Origin of the sequence: Pseudoalteromonas sp. LC2018020214, assembly GCF_016598755.1 — a bacterium.
In the GTDB taxonomy this organism is placed as follows: domain Bacteria; phylum Pseudomonadota; class Gammaproteobacteria; order Enterobacterales; family Alteromonadaceae; genus Pseudoalteromonas; species Pseudoalteromonas distincta.
The window spans coordinates 333,335-353,276 of the sequence record NZ_CP066804.1 but is presented as its reverse complement, the minus strand read 5'-3'; the positions used below and the strand labels follow the sequence as shown (position 1 = coordinate 353,276).

General features: G+C 40.1%; 14 protein-coding genes. 4 read left to right on the top strand and 10 right to left on the bottom strand.

Translation table 11 applies throughout. From position 1 onward, the window contains the following. Nucleotides 1-378: 378 nt before the first annotated feature. Nucleotides 379-3,114 carry a DNA polymerase I gene (gene polA, locus JG479_RS01590; RefSeq protein WP_200219782.1) on the bottom strand — a complete coding sequence of 912 codons (2,736 nt, stop codon included), beginning with the start codon at nt 3,112-3,114 and terminating at the stop codon, nt 379-381. A gap of 524 nt (nt 3,115-3,638) precedes the next feature. On the opposite strand from polA, the gene elbB reads away from it, so the two are divergent. The 3 genes from elbB (at nt 3,639) to JG479_RS01575 (ending at nt 7,644) form a co-directional block, all read left to right on the top strand. Then, nucleotides 3,639-4,286: an isoprenoid biosynthesis glyoxalase ElbB gene (gene elbB / locus JG479_RS01585; protein ID WP_197121753.1), complete on the top strand. Its 648-nt coding sequence runs from the start codon at nt 3,639-3,641 to the stop codon at nt 4,284-4,286. Nucleotides 4,287-4,519: 233 nt separating this feature from the next. Then, nucleotides 4,520-4,915, top strand: a complete 396-nt coding sequence (locus JG479_RS01580) for a c-type cytochrome (protein ID WP_002959908.1) — start codon at nt 4,520-4,522, stop codon at nt 4,913-4,915. Nucleotides 4,916-5,079: 164 nt separating this feature from the next. Next, nucleotides 5,080-7,644 carry a sensor domain-containing diguanylate cyclase gene (locus JG479_RS01575; protein ID WP_138488409.1) on the top strand — a complete coding sequence of 855 codons (2,565 nt, stop codon included), beginning with the start codon at nt 5,080-5,082 and terminating at the stop codon, nt 7,642-7,644. A 15-nt stretch (nt 7,645-7,659) separates the two neighbouring features. Here the strand turns inward: JG479_RS01575 and rep are convergent, their stop codons facing one another. Beyond that, nucleotides 7,660-9,678, bottom strand: a complete 2,019-nt coding sequence (gene rep, locus JG479_RS01570; RefSeq protein WP_024605304.1) for a DNA helicase Rep — start codon at nt 9,676-9,678, stop codon at nt 7,660-7,662. A gap of 161 nt (nt 9,679-9,839) precedes the next feature. On the opposite strand from rep, the gene ubiK reads away from it, so the two are divergent. After that, nucleotides 9,840-10,103 (top strand): ubiquinone biosynthesis accessory factor UbiK, encoded by a 264-nt coding sequence (gene ubiK / locus JG479_RS01565; RefSeq protein ID WP_002959905.1) that lies wholly within the window; start codon nt 9,840-9,842, stop codon nt 10,101-10,103. 217 nt (nt 10,104-10,320) lie between these two features. Here the strand turns inward: ubiK and JG479_RS01560 are convergent, their stop codons facing one another. From JG479_RS01560 to ilvG, 8 genes are all read right to left on the bottom strand, one after another. Then, nucleotides 10,321-10,965 (bottom strand): NAD(P)H-binding protein, encoded by a 645-nt coding sequence (locus JG479_RS01560; RefSeq protein ID WP_039486098.1) that lies wholly within the window; start codon nt 10,963-10,965, stop codon nt 10,321-10,323. 4 nt (nt 10,966-10,969) lie between these two features. Continuing rightward, nucleotides 10,970-11,632 (bottom strand): carbonate dehydratase, encoded by a 663-nt coding sequence (gene can / locus JG479_RS01555; RefSeq protein WP_039485938.1) that lies wholly within the window; start codon nt 11,630-11,632, stop codon nt 10,970-10,972. Nucleotides 11,633-11,662: 30 nt separating this feature from the next. Beyond that, nucleotides 11,663-12,838 carry a methyltransferase gene (locus JG479_RS01550; RefSeq protein ID WP_039485940.1) on the bottom strand — a complete coding sequence of 392 codons (1,176 nt, stop codon included), beginning with the start codon at nt 12,836-12,838 and terminating at the stop codon, nt 11,663-11,665. Nucleotides 12,839-12,898: 60 nt separating this feature from the next. Then, nucleotides 12,899-13,933: an ABC transporter substrate-binding protein gene (locus tag JG479_RS01545; RefSeq protein WP_052201200.1), complete on the bottom strand. Its 1,035-nt coding sequence runs from the start codon at nt 13,931-13,933 to the stop codon at nt 12,899-12,901. A 97-nt stretch (nt 13,934-14,030) separates the two neighbouring features. Next, the gene (gene ilvA, locus JG479_RS01540; RefSeq protein WP_039485942.1) at nt 14,031-15,584 is read right to left on the bottom strand and encodes a threonine ammonia-lyase, biosynthetic; all 1,554 of its coding nucleotides are present in this window, start codon (nt 15,582-15,584) and stop codon (nt 14,031-14,033) included. Nucleotides 15,585-15,586: 2 nt separating this feature from the next. Further along, on the bottom strand, nt 15,587-17,443 hold the full coding sequence (gene ilvD, locus JG479_RS01535; RefSeq protein WP_024596945.1) for a dihydroxy-acid dehydratase: 1,857 nt from the start codon (nt 17,441-17,443) through the stop codon (nt 15,587-15,589). A 103-nt stretch (nt 17,444-17,546) separates the two neighbouring features. Beyond that, a complete protein-coding gene (gene ilvM, locus JG479_RS01530) occupies nt 17,547-17,792 on the bottom strand; it encodes an acetolactate synthase 2 small subunit (RefSeq protein WP_002959893.1) in 246 nt (81 codons plus the stop codon). Beyond that, the gene (gene ilvG, locus JG479_RS01525; protein ID WP_002959891.1) at nt 17,789-19,438 is read right to left on the bottom strand and encodes an acetolactate synthase 2 catalytic subunit; all 1,650 of its coding nucleotides are present in this window, start codon (nt 19,436-19,438) and stop codon (nt 17,789-17,791) included. The genes ilvM and ilvG overlap by 4 nt, the downstream gene beginning before the upstream one ends. Between the last annotated feature and the right edge of the window lie 504 nt (nt 19,439-19,942).

Here is a 19,942-nt window from a genome sequence, read left to right as displayed (position 1 = left end):
TAGCGCAAAAAAGAATTAATTAGATAGGATTTTTAGGCGTAAAACAAAAAACGGCCCACCAAACAAGTTGGTAGGCCGGTATAGCAAACTGGGGAGAAGCTATCAATTTGTTGCACCCTTTCAGATGCATCATCAACAGGATGTCCTACAGGATAGGACAGGCGGGACTTTAACAAAAGCACGCATTAAAATACAATCATATTCCTGTAAAACAGCTCGAATTGACGAACATATAACTATTTAATACAAATAGTTGCTTAAATTAACCTTATTTTAACTAAAGCTTGCATATAGCTAATTAAATAGCTGTTATTCGTCATTTTTATTAAACATAAAAAAAGCGCCAAAAGGCGCTTTAATTAAAATGCTCAAATTGCATTAATGGGCTTGTTCCCAGTTGTCACCTTCGTCGGCTTCAACAATAAGCGGCACATCAAGCGCTGCAGCTTGCGACATCAGCTCACAAATATGTTTTGTGTATTCTGGTGCGCAGTCTGTTTTAATTTCAAATACCAATTCATCGTGTACTTGCATAAGTAACTTAATCGTATTTGGCGCTTGTTCGTGTACCCAGCGGTTAACGCTCAGCATTGCCTTTTTGATAATATCAGCAGCAGTACCTTGCATTGGTGCGTTTATAGCAGCACGTTCGGCTCCTTTTCTGCGCGCGCCATTACGTGCGTTTATTTCTGGCAAATGTAGGCGGCGACCAAATATTGTTTCAACGTAGCCATTTTCAGCCGCTTTTTCACGTGTTGTTTCCATGTACTCTAATACACCAGGAAAACGCTCAAAGTATTTATCTATGTAATGCTGCGCTTCATGGCGTGGCACATCTAGTTGACGTGCTAAACCAAATGCCGACATACCATAAATTAAACCAAAGTTTACTGCTTTTGCCTTGCGGCGCATATCGGTAGTTACATCATCAAGCTCTACACCAAATACTTCAGCGGCAGTTGCACTGTGTACATCTAAGCCGTTAGCGAATGCATTTAATAGACCTTTGTCTTGTGAAAGGTGCGCCATAATACGCAGCTCAATTTGGCTGTAATCGGCAGCGACAATTTTATAACCATCTGCAGCTATAAACGCTTCACGAATTCGACGCCCTTCTTCTGAACGAATAGGAATATTTTGTAAATTAGGATCGGTTGAACTCAAGCGCCCCGTTGCTGTAATTGCCTGATGATAAGATGTATGTACACGCTGGGTTTTCTCATTCACCATTAATGGTAATTTATCGGTGTAAGTTGATTTAAGCTTTGATAAACCACGATGCTCTATAATTACTTTCGGTAGTGGATAATCATGAGCAAGCTCTTGCAATACTTCTTCTGCGGTAGAAGGTGCACCTTTAGGTGTTTTTTTGATAATAGGCAGGCCAAGCTTTTCAAACAACAATACTTGTAGTTGCTTAGGAGAGCTTAAATTAAATGGTTCGCCTGCTATTTCAAATGCTTCTTTTTCAAGCTCAATTAAACGCTCGCCTAATCGTTGGCTGTGCGCTGCAAGCATATTACTATCTATTGCAACGCCGGTTCGTTCAATATCAGAAATCACACTAACAAGTGGCATTTCTATATCTTCGAATACAGATTTTAGCTTTTCATCAGCCGCTATTTTTGGCCAAAGCACTTCATGTAGGCGCAAAGTAATATCGGCATCTTCTGCAGCGTAAGGCGCAGCTTTTTCAAGTTCAATTTGGTTGAAGGTAAGTTGCTTTTTACCTTTGCCAGCAATATCTTCAAAGCTAATATTTTTATGACCTAGATATTTAAGTGCTAGCGAGTCCATATCGTGGCGTGTACCCACACTATTAAATACGTATGACTCAAGCATGGTGTCAAACTTAATACCGTTTAGCGCAAAACCTGCATTCGCTAATACACTTTTGTCGTATTTAAGGTTTTGCCCTACTTTAGCTTTGTTTTCATCGGACAAAATTGGACCTAGCTTTTGCATTACAAATTCCAGACTTAATTGCTCAGGCGCACCCGGGTAGTCATGCGCTAGAGGTAAATACACAGCTTCACCCGCTTTTACGGCAAAACTCATACCCACTAATTGCGCTTTCATGTAATCAAGGCTGGTAGTTTCTGTATCAAATGCAAATAACTCGGCACTATTTAATTGCTCTATTAACGTATCAAATTGCGCTTGCGTTAAAATAGTTTCGTAATGGGCATCTTCTACTTTTGGTAATTCAGTGGCTTCGGTAGGTACAGCTAGATGTGTTTCTGCATCTTTAGGGTTATCTAGTATCTCAGCTAACCAACGACGAAATTCGCACTCACCATATAGTGCAATTAATTCGTCTTTATTTGGCTCTTGTAGTTTGAACGTATCAAGATCTGATTCAACTTCAACATCGCACTTAATTGTTGCAAGCTCGTAGCTTAAAGGCAGATGATCGAGAGCTGCAGCTAACTTTTCACCTATTTTACCCTTAATCTCACTTGCGTGATCCATTACACCTTGCAACGAGCCATATTTCTCTAACCACTTAACGGCCGTTTTTGGACCACAGCCTTCAACACCTGGGATATTATCGACCTTATCGCCCATTAGTGCCAAGTAATCGATAATAAGCTCGGGGCCTACACCAAACTTTTCAACTACGGTAACAGGGTCTGAAATACTGTCGGTCATCGTGTTTATTAATGTAACGTGTTCATTTACAAGTTGCGCCATATCTTTATCGCCAGTGGAGACAAGGACATGCCGTTTTTGCTCAGTTGCAATGCGTGCAAATGTGCCAATAACATCATCAGCTTCAACGCCTTCGATACTAATTAGCGGAAAACCCATCGCTTTGATAATGCTATGTATTGGTGCTATTTGCGTACGTAAGTCATCCGGCATCGGCGGGCGATTTGCCTTATATTCGCTATACATATCGTTACGGAACGTTTTGCCTTTAGCATCAAATATAACCACCATGTGTGAGGGATCATATTGTCTGATCAAGCTTTTAAGCATGTTGATCACGCCATAAATAGCGCCCGTAGCCTCACCTTTAGAATTAGTTAAATGCGGCGGAGAATGATAAGCACGAAATAAATATGACGAGCCATCAACTAAAATAAGTGGGTTTTCGGGGATCTGAGCCATGGTGAATTTGGATCCTAAATGCAAAAAATTAAGGTAATTATAAGCATGCCATAAGGTAGTAAATAAAACGACTGTGAATTACTGTTTATCGTGTTATTAAAACTAGAGCAAGCTGTGGATAAGTGTGTAGATAACAGCCACGAGCTATTCTTCCAAAGCATTATAAAATGCCTAGAAAATACTTTAACTGTATGTTTTAATTTAAAAAAGATAATACGAGGTTCTTTTTTTATTATTTTAAACCAATGTGGAAAAAGGTTTTCTAACGACTGCTTCTGTTGTTATTCACTTTGATTATTCGCGTCCATTTAAATAACCGGAGGAGTATTCTAGCACAATGGATCGAAGATCATAGCGATCCTTTATAATTTTTTTAAAGGCAAAGTGATCGCAAATGGCATAAACCGCAAAACGACTTGCACTGCGAATGATTTTTGTACTAAAAATTTATTTTCGCGAGAAATTTTGAGCATGTTAAACTTCATCCGATCGACTTATAAAAAAGACTTTAGGGGCACAAAAGCATGAAAAACGTAGCAGTAATATTAGCAGGGTCTGGTGTGTACGATGGTAGTGAAATTAATGAAGCAATTTTAACTTTATTACATATAGCCAAAAATGGCGCAACGTATCAGTGTTTTGCACCAGATATTGAGCAACTTCATACCATTAACCATTTAACAGGTGAAGTAATGCCTGATAAACGCAATGTATTAACAGAAGCTGCTCGCATTGCACGAGGTGACATTAAATCACTGATTGAACTAGACGTGACTCAGTTTGACGCATTAATTGTGCCTGGCGGTTTCGGTGCTGCAAAAAACTTATGCGATTTTGCAATTAAAGGCGCAAAAGCAAATATCAATCAGGACGTCCTTAATGCTTGTAAATCATTTGCAAAAGCGAATAAGCCTGCAGGTTATATGTGTATCGCACCCACATTGATCCCATTTATTTACGATAACGCCGCACTTACTATTGGTAATGATGTAGAGACAGCACAAGCGCTAAGCACATTAGGCGCTAAACATATAGATTGTGCGGTTGACGGTGTAGTTATCGATGAACCAAATAAGTTAGTTACCACCCCTGCTTACATGTTGGCAGAATCGATTCTTGAAGCCGACGCAGGGATCGCAAAACTAGTTAGTAGCGTATTATCAATAAATTGATTTTGATCTTAGGATCTAAAAAGTTAATTGTATGACTGATTACGCTTATTAAATTGCTTAACAAAAAACAGTAAATAATTAAATTTTATTGCGTTAACGCAAAAAGTAGTCAGTTTTATTAATAAAAACGGCTCTTAGCATTTTATAAATTGGCTCAGAGAGTTATAATCGGTTTAATTTCCGTCATCTTTAATCGTGATTGATCACGTTCAAATCGAAGTGAGCAAGGCAAAATGAAAAAATTAACAGCTGCAGCATTATTATTGCTAGCAACCACTGCATACGCACAGCCATATGATAACTCTATGACTGAAGATGCAATTAAAGCACGTCTCGCGCCGGTTGGTGCTGTATACCTTGAAGGCGATAAAGCTGCAGTTGCAGCGGCGCCTACAGGTCCTCGTTCTGGTGAGCAAGTATATCAAGGTGCATGTTTTGCATGTCACGGCACTGGTGCACTAGGCGCGCCTAAATCGGCTGACGATTGGGCTCCACGTATTGCTAAAGGTAAAGACACTTTACTTGAGCATGCACTAAATGGCTTTAATGCTATGCCTCCAAAAGGCACGTGTATGGATTGTTCTGATGATGAGATTAGCGCTGCTATCGACTTTATGACATCTAAATAAGCTCGATTGAAATATACAAAAAAGGTTTACTTCTGTAAGCCTTTTTTAATGCCTAAAATAGTGTGTCTAGCTACTGCTTTAGTAGGAATATCAACTTGACGATAAGCACTAAAAGTGAAAGTATAAGGCTAATAACTATACAATAAAAATAGCCGGTTAGATCATTGGAAGATAAACTATCAGTATCGAGTAAATTGGCGTATCAAAATAAACGCCTTAGAGCGCTTCTCGAAAAATACAAACAATCACATCACTTACAAAATGCCCTGATCCAATTATCAGAGCAGGCAAGTACTGTGGCCGAGCTAACCCTGCTATACCCCGCCATCCATGACATTTTACAAAAGTACGTACCTAGTAAAAGTTTTTATGTGGTGCTGCTAAATCAGTACAGTCAATCACTGGAACTTTCTTACTTTTCAGATGAAAAAGATGGTATTGCCGTCGCCCTTAACCAATCAAATAGCTTTGATGAAGGCGCCACGGGTTATGTATTTAAACAGGGTAAAACCACATGTTTTACCAAGCAGCAAATGCAAGATGCTGCAGCAGAAGGTTTATTTAAAGCATTAGGCACTCCTGCCGAACACTGGGTAGGCGTACCTGTTTATCAAGAACACAATATTATCGGTGTTTTAGCAGCGCAAAGTTACGATACAAAACAAGGCTATAGCTCACAGCAAATACAATTACTCGAGTTTATGTCGCTTTATTTGGCAACTGCAATAGAGCGTGTAAAAAAACGAGAGCTTCTTGAGTCAGAAGTTAAAATTCGCACCCGCGCACTCACTCAAAGTAACGATGCACTAAACCTTGAAATAGAGCAGCGTAAACGCGCACTTCAACGCCAACAAATTCTATTTAAAATATCTGAGATAGCAACACAAGCTAAAAACCTTGATGACGCTTATTTTAAGATACACGAAATAATAAAAACAATTACCTACGCAGAAAACTTATATATTGCACTTTATGATAAAGAAACAGGGTGGATTAGTTTTCCTTATTGCGTAGATGAATTTAAAGAAAATACACAGCCAAGACGCTTTGCTAAAGGTTATAGCGAACTGGTAATAAGCACCGAAGAAACACAACTAATACACCCATGTAGAGCAAAAGAATTAATAGAAAGCGGGGTGGTACAACGCTCTGCTCCCGTGCCAAAAGAGCAAATGGCCACTAGCTGGTTAGGCGCTCCACTTAAAACAGCTCAAGGTGTTATCGGCCTTATTGTTTGCCAAGCCTACGATAACAAACATATTTTCAGCCGAGATGATTGCGAGTTAATTACCTTTGTATCGCATCAAATTGCAGCTGTTTTACAAACAAAGCTCGTCAATCAAGCAATTGCAAAAAGCCATCAAGAACTCGAATTTAGAGTAAACGAAAAAACCAAAGAATTGCGTCAAACTAATCTGCACTTACAAATGCAAATAGATGAGCGAAAAAAAATAGAGCAGCAGCTTTATCATGATGCACATCACGATTCACTTACGAGCTTGCCTAATCGTAGTCTATTTTTAACTCAGCTAGAAAAAACGCTACAACATTATCAACGTTTTCCTGAGCACCACTTTGCTGTTTTGTTTATCGATTTAGATAAATTTAAAGATATTAACGATCAGCTTGGCCACCATGCAGGCGATCAATTTTTAATTAACGTGAGTGAGTTATTTGCCCAATGTATACGCGAGCATGATTTACTAGCACGTTTAGGCGGGGATGAATTTGTTATTTTATTAACCCATTTAACTGAGCCTCAACAAGCAGAAGATGTTGCAAATCGTATTATAGATTTAATGAAAAAACCCTTTTATCTCAAAGGTGAGTCTTTACAAAGTGGCGCAAGTATAGGGATAACCTACTCAAAGAAAAGCTATACGCATACAGATGAAATTATTCGTGATGCCGATGCCGCCATGTATCACGCTAAAAACTCAGGAAAAAACCGTTACGAGTTATTTCATCCGCTATTAACGCAATCAATACCTGCGCAGACCCTAAAAGCACAACATCACCTTGATATATTACCTATGAGTTTTAGAAGCTCAGAAATAATTACGCTTGATGAGCAACAACAGTCTGAATCTTTATTTGAAGCATTTGGTGAACACCCAATACTTGGCTTTACTAGCTTTGATATTTTGAAAAAGTTTGCATCAGATAAAGAGCAGCATCTGCAAGTAGAGTTACAACTATTACAACGCGCCTATGCACAAGCAATTACTGCAAATGTAGCTATGGCATTGGTTCCTTGCTCTGGTTTGCTACTTGAGGAACACGAATTTGTTTTATTTACAGATACGCTAAATAAACAACAAGGACAAAGCCAACTCTGTTTATTATTTGATGAACAAGAAATTCGCCACGCATGTGCAACGCAAATAAAAAACCTCAAAACGCTATCACAACTTGGTTATTCAATTGGTTTAAACAATTTTGCTAAAGACAGGTGCGAACTTAATTTACTAACCGATATTAATTTTGATTATTTACTACTTAGCTCGACCTTTAGTAAACGTGTTTTACAACAAGAAAGTTACGATTTTCAGCTACAGGGCGTGCTTGCAATTACAAAGCTCAAAGCAATGAAGGTCATTGCTAAAGGCCCATCAATACTTAATTTTATAGCTTTATTAGATAAACACGGTTTGGCATTTTTTGTAGGAAAACAACACGCTCTAGTATGTTCTGAGTTACCTGAAGTGCAAGCAACCCAGTCTTTATAAAGTTAGCCTGAGGTATTACTCAGGCTTTTTAAACATCGCTCGTAAGTTAGCGACTCTTGCTTGGCCTTTTTCCATGCGCTCTGCTTGGGTATTTGGCGCCTTTTTGTTTTCGAACGCGAGATCGTCCTGCGGTAACTCTTGTACAAATCGGCTTAATTCAGTTTGTGAGGTTTCACCAAATTGACGACGTATCTTTGCATAAGTAAGTGTTAACTCCTGCTGTGCGCGAGTAATACCAACATAAGCTAAGCGACGTTCTTCATCTACGTTGTCCTCATCAATACTTACCTGATGCGGAAGTAAACCCTCTTCCATACCCACCATAAATACGTACGGGTACTCTAAGCCCTTTGATGCATGTAGTGTTGATAAGTGCACTGCATCGGTTTCATCTTCTTCTTCGTTACGCTCAAGCATATCGCGAAGGGTTAGCTTGCTAACAACCTCGGCTAATGTCATTGGTTCGTTGTCGGCATCACCTGTCAACATATCTGTTATCCAACGATACAGCTCTGATACGTTTTTCATACGCATTTCAGCCGCTTTTGCACTCGGTGACGACTCGTACAAATATGCCTCGTAATTAATATTACGCACTAAGTCTTTAACAGCTTCGAGCGTATCACCGCGTACTGCGTTATCAGATAGCTCAACAACCCAGCGTGCAAACCCTGCAAGCGCATTAAAGCCACGCCCTTTTAGTCTGTAGCCTAAATCGTTATCAAAACAGGTAGCAAACAAGCTCGCGTGCTTTTCATTAGCAAGCGTACCAAGCTTTTCAAGGGTAACCGTACCTATTTCGCGTCGCGGTGTATTTACGATACGTAAAAAAGCATTGTCATCATCTTGATTAACTAGCAAACGTAAATACGCCATAATATCTTTAATTTCTGAGCGAGCGAAAAACGACATACCGCCACTAATTTTATAAGGGATACGGTTACTCATTAGTGATTTTTCAAAGCCACGTGCTTGATGATTACCACGATATAAAATCGCATAATCTTTATAGCTGGTTCGCTTCATAAACTTATGTGAAATTATTTCAGCAACCACACGCTCAGATTCATGCTCTTCATCGCGGCACCCTATTACTTTAATCGGCTCACCATAACCTAGCTCACTAAATAGCTTTTTCTCTATGTCATGTGGGTTATTGGCAATTAAAATGTTAGCCGCTTTTAGTATTCGCCCTGCACTTCGATAGTTTTGTTCAAGCTTTATAAGTCTAAGCCCAGGGTAGTCTTTACCTAATAACACTAAGTTTTGCGGGCGAGCACCACGCCATGAGTAAATTGATTGATCGTCATCACCTACCACAGTAAAACGGGCACGCTCGCCTACTAGCAATTTAACAAGTTGATATTGGCTTGTATTGGTATCTTGATACTCATCCACCAGCAAGTATTTAAAGCGTTGCTGCCAGCGCTCACGAGATGTGGCGTTATTAGTAAGTAACAAAGTAGGGATCATAATTAAATCATCAAAATCCAGTGCATTATAAGCACGCAGTTGATTTTGATATCGCGCATACAACTGTGCAAACAATGCCTTTTGCGCATCACGCGCTTCGCGTATTGCTTGCTCTGGCAGTACTAATTCGTTTTTCCAACTACCAATTTCCATTTTAAGTAGTTTGAGTAAGTCCTTGTCTTTTTTTAGCTCATCTTCGGTGAGTTCACTAAGAAGCTGATTGGTATCTTGATCATCAAATAGCGAAAAGCCGGGTTTAAACCCTAATGTACTCAACTCTTTTTTTATTATTTCTAAACCGAGTGTATGAAACGTTGATACCCATAAACCTTTAGCGTCTTGCTTACCGAGCGTTTGCAGTACTCGCTCACGCATTTCTTTGGCTGCTTTATTGGTAAAAGTAACGGCGGCAATATTTCGCGCTTTGTACTCACATTTTTTCACTAAATAAGCGATTTTATTCGTAATAACACGGGTTTTACCAGAGCCTGCGCCCGCGAGTACTAAGCAGGGACCACTAATATATTTTACGGCTTCATCTTGTTTAGGATTGAGTTTCATAACGACCAAAGAAATTTAAAAGACACGCAATTTTAACGTAACCATTACAGCGAGCATAGCAATTGCCTTAATTAATTAAGGTAAAGATGATCATGTGTTAAATACCGTGGGTATAAGGTAATATTAGTTATTATCATTTAGGCAATGCCGAAGGGACAAATATGATCAACCCAGCAAAACTTGAAGAAATTGCTAAGCAAATTACTAGCAATATGCCACAAGGTGTAAAAAACCTAGCAGACACACTCGAAGGTAAAACAAAGCAAGTTCTACAAAACAAGCTTGCTGAGATGGACTTTGTGAGCCGTGAAGAATTTGATGTGCAAAGCCAAGTACTTATTCGTACTCGCGAAAAGTTAACCGAACTTGAAGCTAAAGTTTCATTGCTTGAGCAACAACTTAGCGCTAAAACTGACGCTGAATAATTATACCAATTGCATTAAATTAGTGTTCTATTATAGCGATAAGAAAATAGCTCAATAACAAGGCTAAAATTATGGTACATAGTTGTTCTATATAAATAATTTTTAACGTAGTTAGTGAGTTATTTAATACGCTAAAATGATCATTTTTTTAATAAAATTGGTATTAATTTAATGTACAAAAAAGGCAGCTTAGGCTGCCTTTTGCGTTTTACCAAGTTTATTCAAATAGCTCATCAAGTACATAATAAGACAACTTAGCCTGCTGAGCTAAACTCACACTCAGCATTTTTTGCGCAACTTGTTCGCCAGTTATTGGTTTGTAACGCTTTAAAAACGCAAATCGTGTAATAACAGGAAAAATAATACTGCCTATCTTTTCTGCCACTCTAAATTGCTCACGATCGCCTAATAATAAAGATGGTTGTAAAATACTTATTTTATCAAAAGGGAGTGCTTTAATATGTTGCTCAAGCTCTCCCTTCATTTTCAAATAAGCACTATTACTGTGCGTATTCGCCCCGCTTGATGACACTAAGCAATAATGCGTAACGCCATTACATGCCGCTAACTGCGCCGCTATAAACTGATAATCAAAATCTACTTTACGCTGAGCGTGTATCGAGCCCGCTCGTTTACGGGTTGTGCCCAAACACGAAAACAATACATCACCTTTAAAAAGCTCAACATATTGAGTTAATTTTTCAAAATCAATAACGTGATTAACTAGCTTTGCGTGTGTAATAGGCAAAGCCCGACGACTTAACGTAACTACTTTGGTATAACGATCGCTATTAAGTAACTTATGGAGCAACTCATTACCGACCAAGCCTGTAGCACCTATCAACACCGCCGTTTTAGTCATGGATTTATTTATTTTCACCCACTTTTTTAAGTACGTACTGTACTGCTTTTTTGTAGCTTTGCGTTTCTTCACTCGCGCACGTTACTACAGATTCTAAATCATGAAGATGGCCGTTTTCTAAACCATAAACCCAACCATGAACGCTTAGTTCTTGGCCGCGCTCCCAGGCATCTTGCACAATGTTAGTACGACACACATTACGTACTTGCTCAATTACATTTAGCTCAATAAGGCGGCTTAAACGTTCGCTTTCTGGCATTGCGTCAAGTTGTTCAAGATGCTTTTCTTTTACATCTCCTACATGGCGTAGCCAATTATCAATAAAGCCAAATTTAGCATTGTTTAAAACGGCTTGTACGCCACCACAACCATAGTGACCTACTACCATTATATGTTTTACTTTTAAAACCTCTACAGCGTACTGCATAACCGATAAGCAGTTATGGTCAGTGTGTACAACCACGTTAGCAACGTTACGATGTACAAATAATTCGCCTGGTAATAAATCAACTATTTGATTTGCAGGTACACGAGAGTCTGAACAACCAATCCATAAATACTCTGGATTTTGTTGCATAGATAAAATTTTAAAAAACTCAGGGTCTGCTTCACTTGTACGAGCAGCCCAACGTTTGTTGTTATCGAATAAATTTTTTAACTTTCTCATTGCATCTCTTATTAAGTCGAGGACGGAAATTTAATGGACATTAGCAAGAATCAAAATATTACGAGGCGTTAACTGCTTTTCACAAAACGTTTTAACGCTTACTTGATAACCTTGCTGTTGCAAATATAAAGCACGATCGAGCACAAGCCAAACTTCAATTGCTCTTCTGAACACATGTCGAACCAGTTCAACTCGGTCAGTTATTTTTTTTCGAGCCACCCCAACCTCTAAATATTTAATATAATCAATGTCTTGAGGTAACTTTATTGCCTTTTCATCTGCAGCCCATGCACAAAACGATTTAAACGAATCTGAGAATATAGCTTTGTTGACCGAAGGTACGCTTACGTAATATTGCTCGCCAGTGATCGACTTTCTTAGTGCATCAAAACCAAGTCGCCACTCAAGTTCTGTTTTACGCACTTTTTCCAGACGAGAAGGCGCTGTGACAGTTTCTTGTAATGCGAGCTTTAAATCACGATGCGTTAGGTTAAGCTCACTTTTATTTGCATCCTCACTCATTGCACGGTACTCATTAGCCGTGAATAAATGGTAGCAACAAGGTGAAAAGCTAATTTGCTGTACTTTCGCTAAACTTGCTTGGCGCATAAATGCTTGGTGTAAGCCACCGCATGCGTGAAGTGCTACAGCATGCATATCTGTATTAAAAAATTGAGTGACATCGTCTTTTAATACATCTGCTTGGCTAAAGTGCATTGCTAAGCCTTGTTGCTGTGCACTTTTTTGTCCTTGCTCGCATAAGCTTTGTTGCAGTTCAATACTATGCACATTGCTTGCGCCATTAAACGCAAGCATTCGACCTAAGTGCCCTTTACCCGCGCACCACTCTAAAACAGGTTGCTTGGTATTAGGTAGTGCAGATACAAAATCTTGTAACTGTGCAAACTTGCGACCTTTAATGCCGTTACTTATCCAAAATGGATAATCAGCTTGAGAGTGGGCTGAGCTAGGTAACTCACATAGCTTTGCAAGTTCATCAAGTTGGCTTATGTGCTGGCTAAAAAGTTGGTATAGCTGGTTTTGATCGTTATCAAGAACGCTTACCTGATCATCAGTTAGTTCGCTAAGTATGCCTTGTAGCTCTGGCCAAGGTATAGTGTCAAAATCAAATGCGGTGCACTGCCAATACTGACGATGACGCATTAAAAGTGAATCAAGTGCTAAAAATTGCTCAGCTAAAGTCATAACAGCTTAAAAAATAAAAAAGACAATTAATTATATCAGTTTCGGGAATTACCTAAGCAGTTAATTTTTACTAAAAATCAGCCGTAAATACAAAGGTATTGAAATAATACTTACCAAAATAGCTGCCATGAGCATCCACGATAACTGCATCTTTTCAGGTTCTTGGTATTTATAAATAAAGTGAGATTTTACTTCGTCAAATTCGTTTTGCTGTATACCATATAAGTCCGCAATTAAGCGCCACTTTGCTATCGACATATGTCCTAAACTGGTGGTGGGTGGGGTTATATAACTTTTTAGTACTTCAGCCTCAAAAGCGAGCTGATAAAAGCTTTTACCCGGTGCATAGTTTTGCTGGGTGACTGCAATGGCTTCATCCATGTTCATCATTGCATAACGCCATCCTTTTAGGCTCGCTTGGTAGAATTTTTCGACCGTTTGAGGATTTTTCTTAAGCATGTTTTCGCTGGTAAATAAAATGTCGCTATATACGTCCATACCATAACGCTGTGGGCAAACAAGTCGATGAGCAACGCCTTGTTGAGTCATATAATAAGGCTCTGTAGTAACATACACTTGCATAGCATCTAGCTTGTTTTCAATCCAAGCCTGGCCTGGATTTTCGCCATCGTAAACTTTGAGTTTATCGACATCAACGCCACTGCGTTTAAGCATAATAAGTAGTTCGGTGCCATCATTTTTGCTTACCGCAGTGATACGTTTATTAACAAAGTCACGTGGATGAAAAATATCAGACGTGTCTTTAACCATCCAGCAGTAAGGTGAAAATTGCAATAAGGCAGCCATAGCAACAAGAGGTTGGCCATTTATACGTTGCTGTAAAATACCAGAATGCCCTACTCCAAATTGTGCTTCGCCACTGGCGACAGGAGCAAAGGTATCAGGTTTCATTGGATTAGCTTGTTTAATGGTTACATCAAGGCCCGCTTCATTATAAAAGCCTTTTTGCTTTGCCATATAGTAGCCAGCAAACTGAAACTGATGTGTCCATTTTAGCTGTAATGTGACTGATTCTTGCGCCGCGATATGGCTACAAAAAAAGCACAATCCAATGATTAATCCTTTAAATAGCAACTAGGTGTCCTCAAAAAGTATGACGATTACCTGTAACTATATGTAAAACGTGTAATAAAGCAAGCACCCTAGTTAGGTGCCTGCCTTTAAAGAAGGGCTATACTGAGGCGAGTTTTTCGGCTTTTTCTGCTTGGGGCTTTGATGTTAAGAATTGGCTAAAGCACGGATTTTGTGTTTCATCTTGTACACTGTAACCTAAACGGTTTAAGTGCTCGTTAAACATCTCATACTGACTCGGCTCAATAGCAAAACCTGCCAGTACATTCCCCATCGAACCACCGTGATTACGATAATGAAATAAGGTAATGTTCCAATTACTACCTAAAGTATCTAAAAAGCGTGCAAGCGCACCTGGATACTCCGGAAATTCAAAGCGAAGTAAGCGCTCATGTAATTGCTCGGGTGCTTTTCCGCCAACCATATAGCGCACATGTAATTTAGCGAGTTCGTTATCCGACAGATCGCAAAATTGGTAATCATTATTTGTTAAGTCTTGCTTTAGCTCATTAAGCTCTTGCTCGCCTTGGCGCAGGGCAATACCTACAAATATTTGTGCTTCACCAGGTCCTGCATAACGATAGTTAAACTCAGTAATAGCACGGCCACCTAAAGAAGCACAAAACTGTTTAAAGCTGCCTTTTTCTTCTTTAATAGTAACCGCTAATAACGCTTCGTTTTTTTCACCCAGCGCAGTGCGCTCTGCAACATAACGCAGGCGATCAAAGTTTAAATTAGCACCGGATAAAACAGCCGCTAAATGTAACCCTTTTAAACCAGACTGCTGGCTCCACTTTTTAAGCCCTGCCGTTGCAAGTGCACCTGAAGGCTCTGCTATTGCACGGGTAGATACAAAAATATCCTGCATGGCAGCACATATTTCGTCGCTGGTGACGGTTATAACTTCATCACAAAACTTTTGCGCTAAGCGAAATGTTTCAGTGCCAATAATTTTAACCGCTACGCCATCAGCAAAACTACCAACGCGCTCAAGCTCTACCGGTTTACCTGCTTTAAGTGCCGCTTGTAAACATGCACTTTCGTCGGCTTCTACACCAATTACTTTTATATCTGGACGCAGCGATTTGATATAAACCGCCATCCCAGCAAGTAAACCGCCGCCGCCAACAGGAATAAACACCGCATCAAGCTCGTTTAATTGCTGCATGAGCTCACGTGCTACAGTACCTTGACCAACAATGACGTCTGGGTCATCAAATGGTGGAACAAATATACCGTTTCGTTGCTCTGTAAGCTCAAGCGCATGTGCTTTTGCGGCATCAAAATGATGCCCATGTAGCACAACTTCACCGCCAAGCGCACGTACCGCACTTACTTTTATTTCAGGCGTTGTTACTGGCATTACAATTGTGGCTTGATGCCCTAAGTGAGAAGCACTTAGTGCAACCCCTTGAGCATGATTACCCGCTGAAGCAGTGATAACCACTGAGCCTTTAGGTAATTTATTTAATTTGTTATACGCACCGCGTAACTTAAATGAATACACGGGCTGTTGGTCTTCACGCTTTAACCAAACATGGTTACCTAATTTAGCACCAAGCTCAGCCATTTCGCTGACCTCGGTAACTTTAGCCAAAGGCTCCATGTTTGCTTGAATAATAGCGCGAAAATAATCGAGCTCTTGAGAGACCATAATTAACTAAGCGCCTCCAATTTAGCTAAGTCACGCACTGCGCCTTTATCAGCACTTGTTGCAAGTAATGCATAGGCTTTTAAGGCAGACGATACATAGCGCTCACGATCAACTGGTTTGTACGCCAGTTTTCCGCGTGCTAATTGTTTTTGTTTACGTGCTTCAAGCTCTTCATCACTTAACGCTAACGTAATTTCACGGGTTGCGATATCAATAATGATTTTGTCGCCATTTTCAACATAAGCAATTGCACCACCACTTGCCGCCTCTGGTGATACATGACCAATTGATAAACCCGAAGTACCACCCGAAAAGCGACCATCAGTAATAAGTGCACATTTTTCAGCTAGGCCTTTTGATTTCAAGTAGCTAGTTGGATATAGCATTTCTTGCATACCTGGGCCGCCTCTAGGGCCTTCGTAACGAATAACCACGATATCGCCGGCTTTTACTTCATCGTTTAAAATACCTTCTACAGAATCATCTTGTGATTCGTACACGACTGCAGTACCTTCAAAATGTAGCATTTCATCAACAACGCCAGCGCTTTTAACAATACAGCCATCAACTGCTAAATTCCCCGAAAGTACAGCTAAGCCACCATCTTGACGAAAAGCATGTTCGACACTTCGGATACACCCATTAACACGGTCATTATCGCCCTCGTCCCAACGACACTCTTGGCTCATTGCTTTAGTAGTACGAATGCCCGCAGGGCCAGCACGGTAAAATTTGCGCGCTGCTTCGTTAGTAGGATCTGTTGCATCCCATTTTTTAACGAGCTCAGCCATAGTTGACCCAGCAACATGATTAACTGACATATCAACTAAGCCTGCTTTGCCAAGTTCACGTACGATTGCCATCATGCCGCCTGCGCGGTGCACATCTTCAATGTGATATTCAGGTGTCGCTGGTGCAACTTTACATAAAAATGGTGTTTTACGAGAGAGCGCATCAATGTGCGACATATCAAAATCAACGCCCGCTTCTTGCGCTGCAGCAAGTAAATGCAATACCGTATTTGACGAGCCACCCATTGCAATATCAACAACCATTGCATTCATAAAGGCTGTTTTGTTAGCAATAGCACGTGGCAATACATCTTGATTATCTTTTTGATAATACTCACGACATAAATCAACAATACGAGCCCCCGCTTCAACATAAAGTTGTTTACGGTCTTTATGAGTCGCAAGCGTCGTGCCGTTACCTGGCAATGCTAAACCAATCGCTTCTAGCAGACAGTTCATTGAGTTTGCAGTAAACATGCCTGAACACGAGCCACATGTTGGACACGCAGAGCGCTCTACTTGCTCTGAATCTGCATCACTTACCGATTCATCAGCGCCTTTAACCATGGCATCTACTAAATCAAGTTTAATATCGATGTTAGCAAGCTTAGTTTTACCTGCTTCCATTGGACCGCCTGATACAAATATTACCGGAATATTTAAGCGTAGTGCTGCAAGCATCATTCCTGGAGTAATTTTGTCGCAGTTTGAAATACAAATCATCGCATCAGCACAATGACCATTTACCATATACTCAACTGAGTCAGCAATTAAGTCGCGTGAAGGCAGCGAATAAAGCATGCCGCCGTGACCCATTGCAATACCATCATCAATCGCAATAGTATTAAATTCTTTAGGGACGCCACCGGCTTGTGTAATGGTTTCAGCCATAAGTTCACTTAACTGATTAAGGTGAACATGCCCTGGTACAAATTGTGTAAACGAGTTAACTACGGCAATAATCGGCTTACCAAAATCGGTGTCGGTCATACCTGTTGCGCGCCATAATGCACGAGCGCCTGCGCGTTTACGCCCTTCAGTTGTTGTTGCACTTCTTAATTTAGCCATAGTTACCTCAGTTTTTGCCGCAAAATAAGCGGGCATTCCTCATTCTAAAATTGGTGAGTAACCGAGTGATTCAGTTACTCGTAAATTGTTTTTCAGTTCGTAATTACACAGCCTGTTGTTGCTGTAAATTTTGTAAAGTGACTTCTTTGACATCCACCAGCTTATTTAACTGGCTGGTTAAAAGGTGAATTGGTTTATCACTATCTACCGTCATGTCTACATTATAAAAACCATCATCCATATTGAGCTGAAAATGCGTAAGGTCAAAACCACGATGACGCACCACTCGTAAAAAGCGCTCTACCGCTATACTTTGGCTTTTTAATGCAATAGTTAGGCTATGTTTCATTTTGCTTTCTCCGTCATCATTTCGTCGTTAGCAGCCCCAGGTGGTACAAGCGGCCAAACATTTTCTTTATCATCAATACAGGCATGTACTATGTACGGACCTTTACTGTTAACTAATGCAGTTATCGCATCATCAACTTGGTTAGCGTGAGTAATTGTTTGCCCTGGGATACCAAATACAGCAGCTAATTGCACAAAGTCTGGGTTATCCGACAGGTTAGTTTCAGAATAACGCCCTTCAAAAAATAGTTCCTGCCATTGGCGAACCATTCCTAAACGCTGGTTATCTAAAATTAATATTTTTACAGGTAAATTGTTACGACGAATCGTGGCCAATTCTTGAATATTCATCATTATAGAACCATCGCCCGATACAGTGATAACAAAGTCATCAGGGCGTGCTACTTGTGCACCAATAGCCGCAGGTAGACCAAAGCCCATTGTCCCTGCACCACCACTGCTTAAATGATTACTCGGATGAGTAAACTTCATGTGTTGTGCTACCCACATTTGGTGCTGACCTACATCGCAGCACACAACCCCTGTTTTTGGCATGCGTTGGCTTAATTGGTTTAATAAGTACGGTGCAAAAACCTTCTCACCTGGGTAGTCGTAACGCCATGCATGCTTAATATTCATTTCTTTATTTGTGTCACACCAAGCTTTAGGTGTTACAAAGCACTCAAGTGCGGGTAACGACGTTTTTAAATCAGCAATTAATGAAGCTTTAGCAGGTTTTCGCTTACCAACTTCAGCAGCATCTATATCTAAATGGATTACTTTAGCTTTAGCTGCAAATTTAGCTAAGTTGCCTGTTACGCGGTCATCAAAGCGTGCCCCGATACATACAAGTACATCACATTCTTGCACTGCGATATTAGCAGCTTGACCACCATGCATACCCAACATACCTAAGTAATGTTCGTAATCTGGTAATACACTGCCTAGCGCTTTAAGTGTTGATACAGCTGGCATCTGAGTTTTATTTAAAAATTGCATTAGTTCGTCTTGCGCATCAGCGGCTTGTACACCACCACCTACATACGCTACAGGCTGTTTAGCCTCACTCAACAATTGATTAGCAATAGCAACTTGCTTTAAATCTAACTCTGGTAAGTATTCATCAGCTGCTAGCCAAGGTTTAAAAGGGACTTGCGCCATTTGAATATCTTTTGGGATATCGACAAGTACAGGACCTGGGCGGCCGCTTTGCGCTAAATGAATTGCTTCTTGTAATATCTCTGCTAAGTCTTCAGCTCGTTCTACCATGTAGCTGTGCTTAGTACACGAAAGCGACATACCTAGTACATCTATTTCTTGAAACGCATCTGAACCAATCGCTGCAGTAGGCACTTGGCCGGTGATCGCCAATAATGGTACTGAGTCCATCATCGCATCAGCAAGAGCGGTTATTAAATTAGTTGCACCTGGGCCCGATGTTGCAAAACATACGCCTAATTTACGTGTGCTACGAGCATAACCAACAGCTGCAAACCCTGCACCTTGCTCATGGCGAGTTAGGTAGTGTTTGACTGGCGCGCCATACAGCGCATCGTAAATTGGCATAATAGCTCCGCCTGGGTAGCCAAATACTTCATTTACGCCGTGTTTGGCCAATAAGTCGATTGTTAGTTCTGCGCCTGTCATTAATAAACCCTCATTCCTCAGTGACAACCCAATTACAAATTTTACCCTTAAAACTAAAAAGCCCTCCGAACGGTTAAGTGCGGAGGGCTTTTTTAATGCTTAAGTTTTTAAAGCACTACGAAGCCCTCGCGGGAATAATCACCACGATAATAATCAGGACTAGGTTAAGTGCGTTTGTAAGCATGTAATTAATACCAAATTTTGTTCAATTATCGCGAAGGTTATTCCTTCGCTCTCTTTTTATATTAGTACCGCGCTAGGCCCTTTAAGTCAACACCAAAGTTAATCTAACAAAAAGACTAAAAGGCAATTTATCAGGTTTTAAAATTCATTATACAAGCTAGTAGTGGTTTTTTTATGCTCTAATTTTAATCTCAGAAATTCACTATTCTTATATCCCTTATTTAAGGTTTGATTAATTTTTGAGAATATTTTTATAAATAAAATTATTTATCACCTTCAGGTAATGCGTAGGTTCTCTTAAGCGACTCTTAAGTGTTGTTG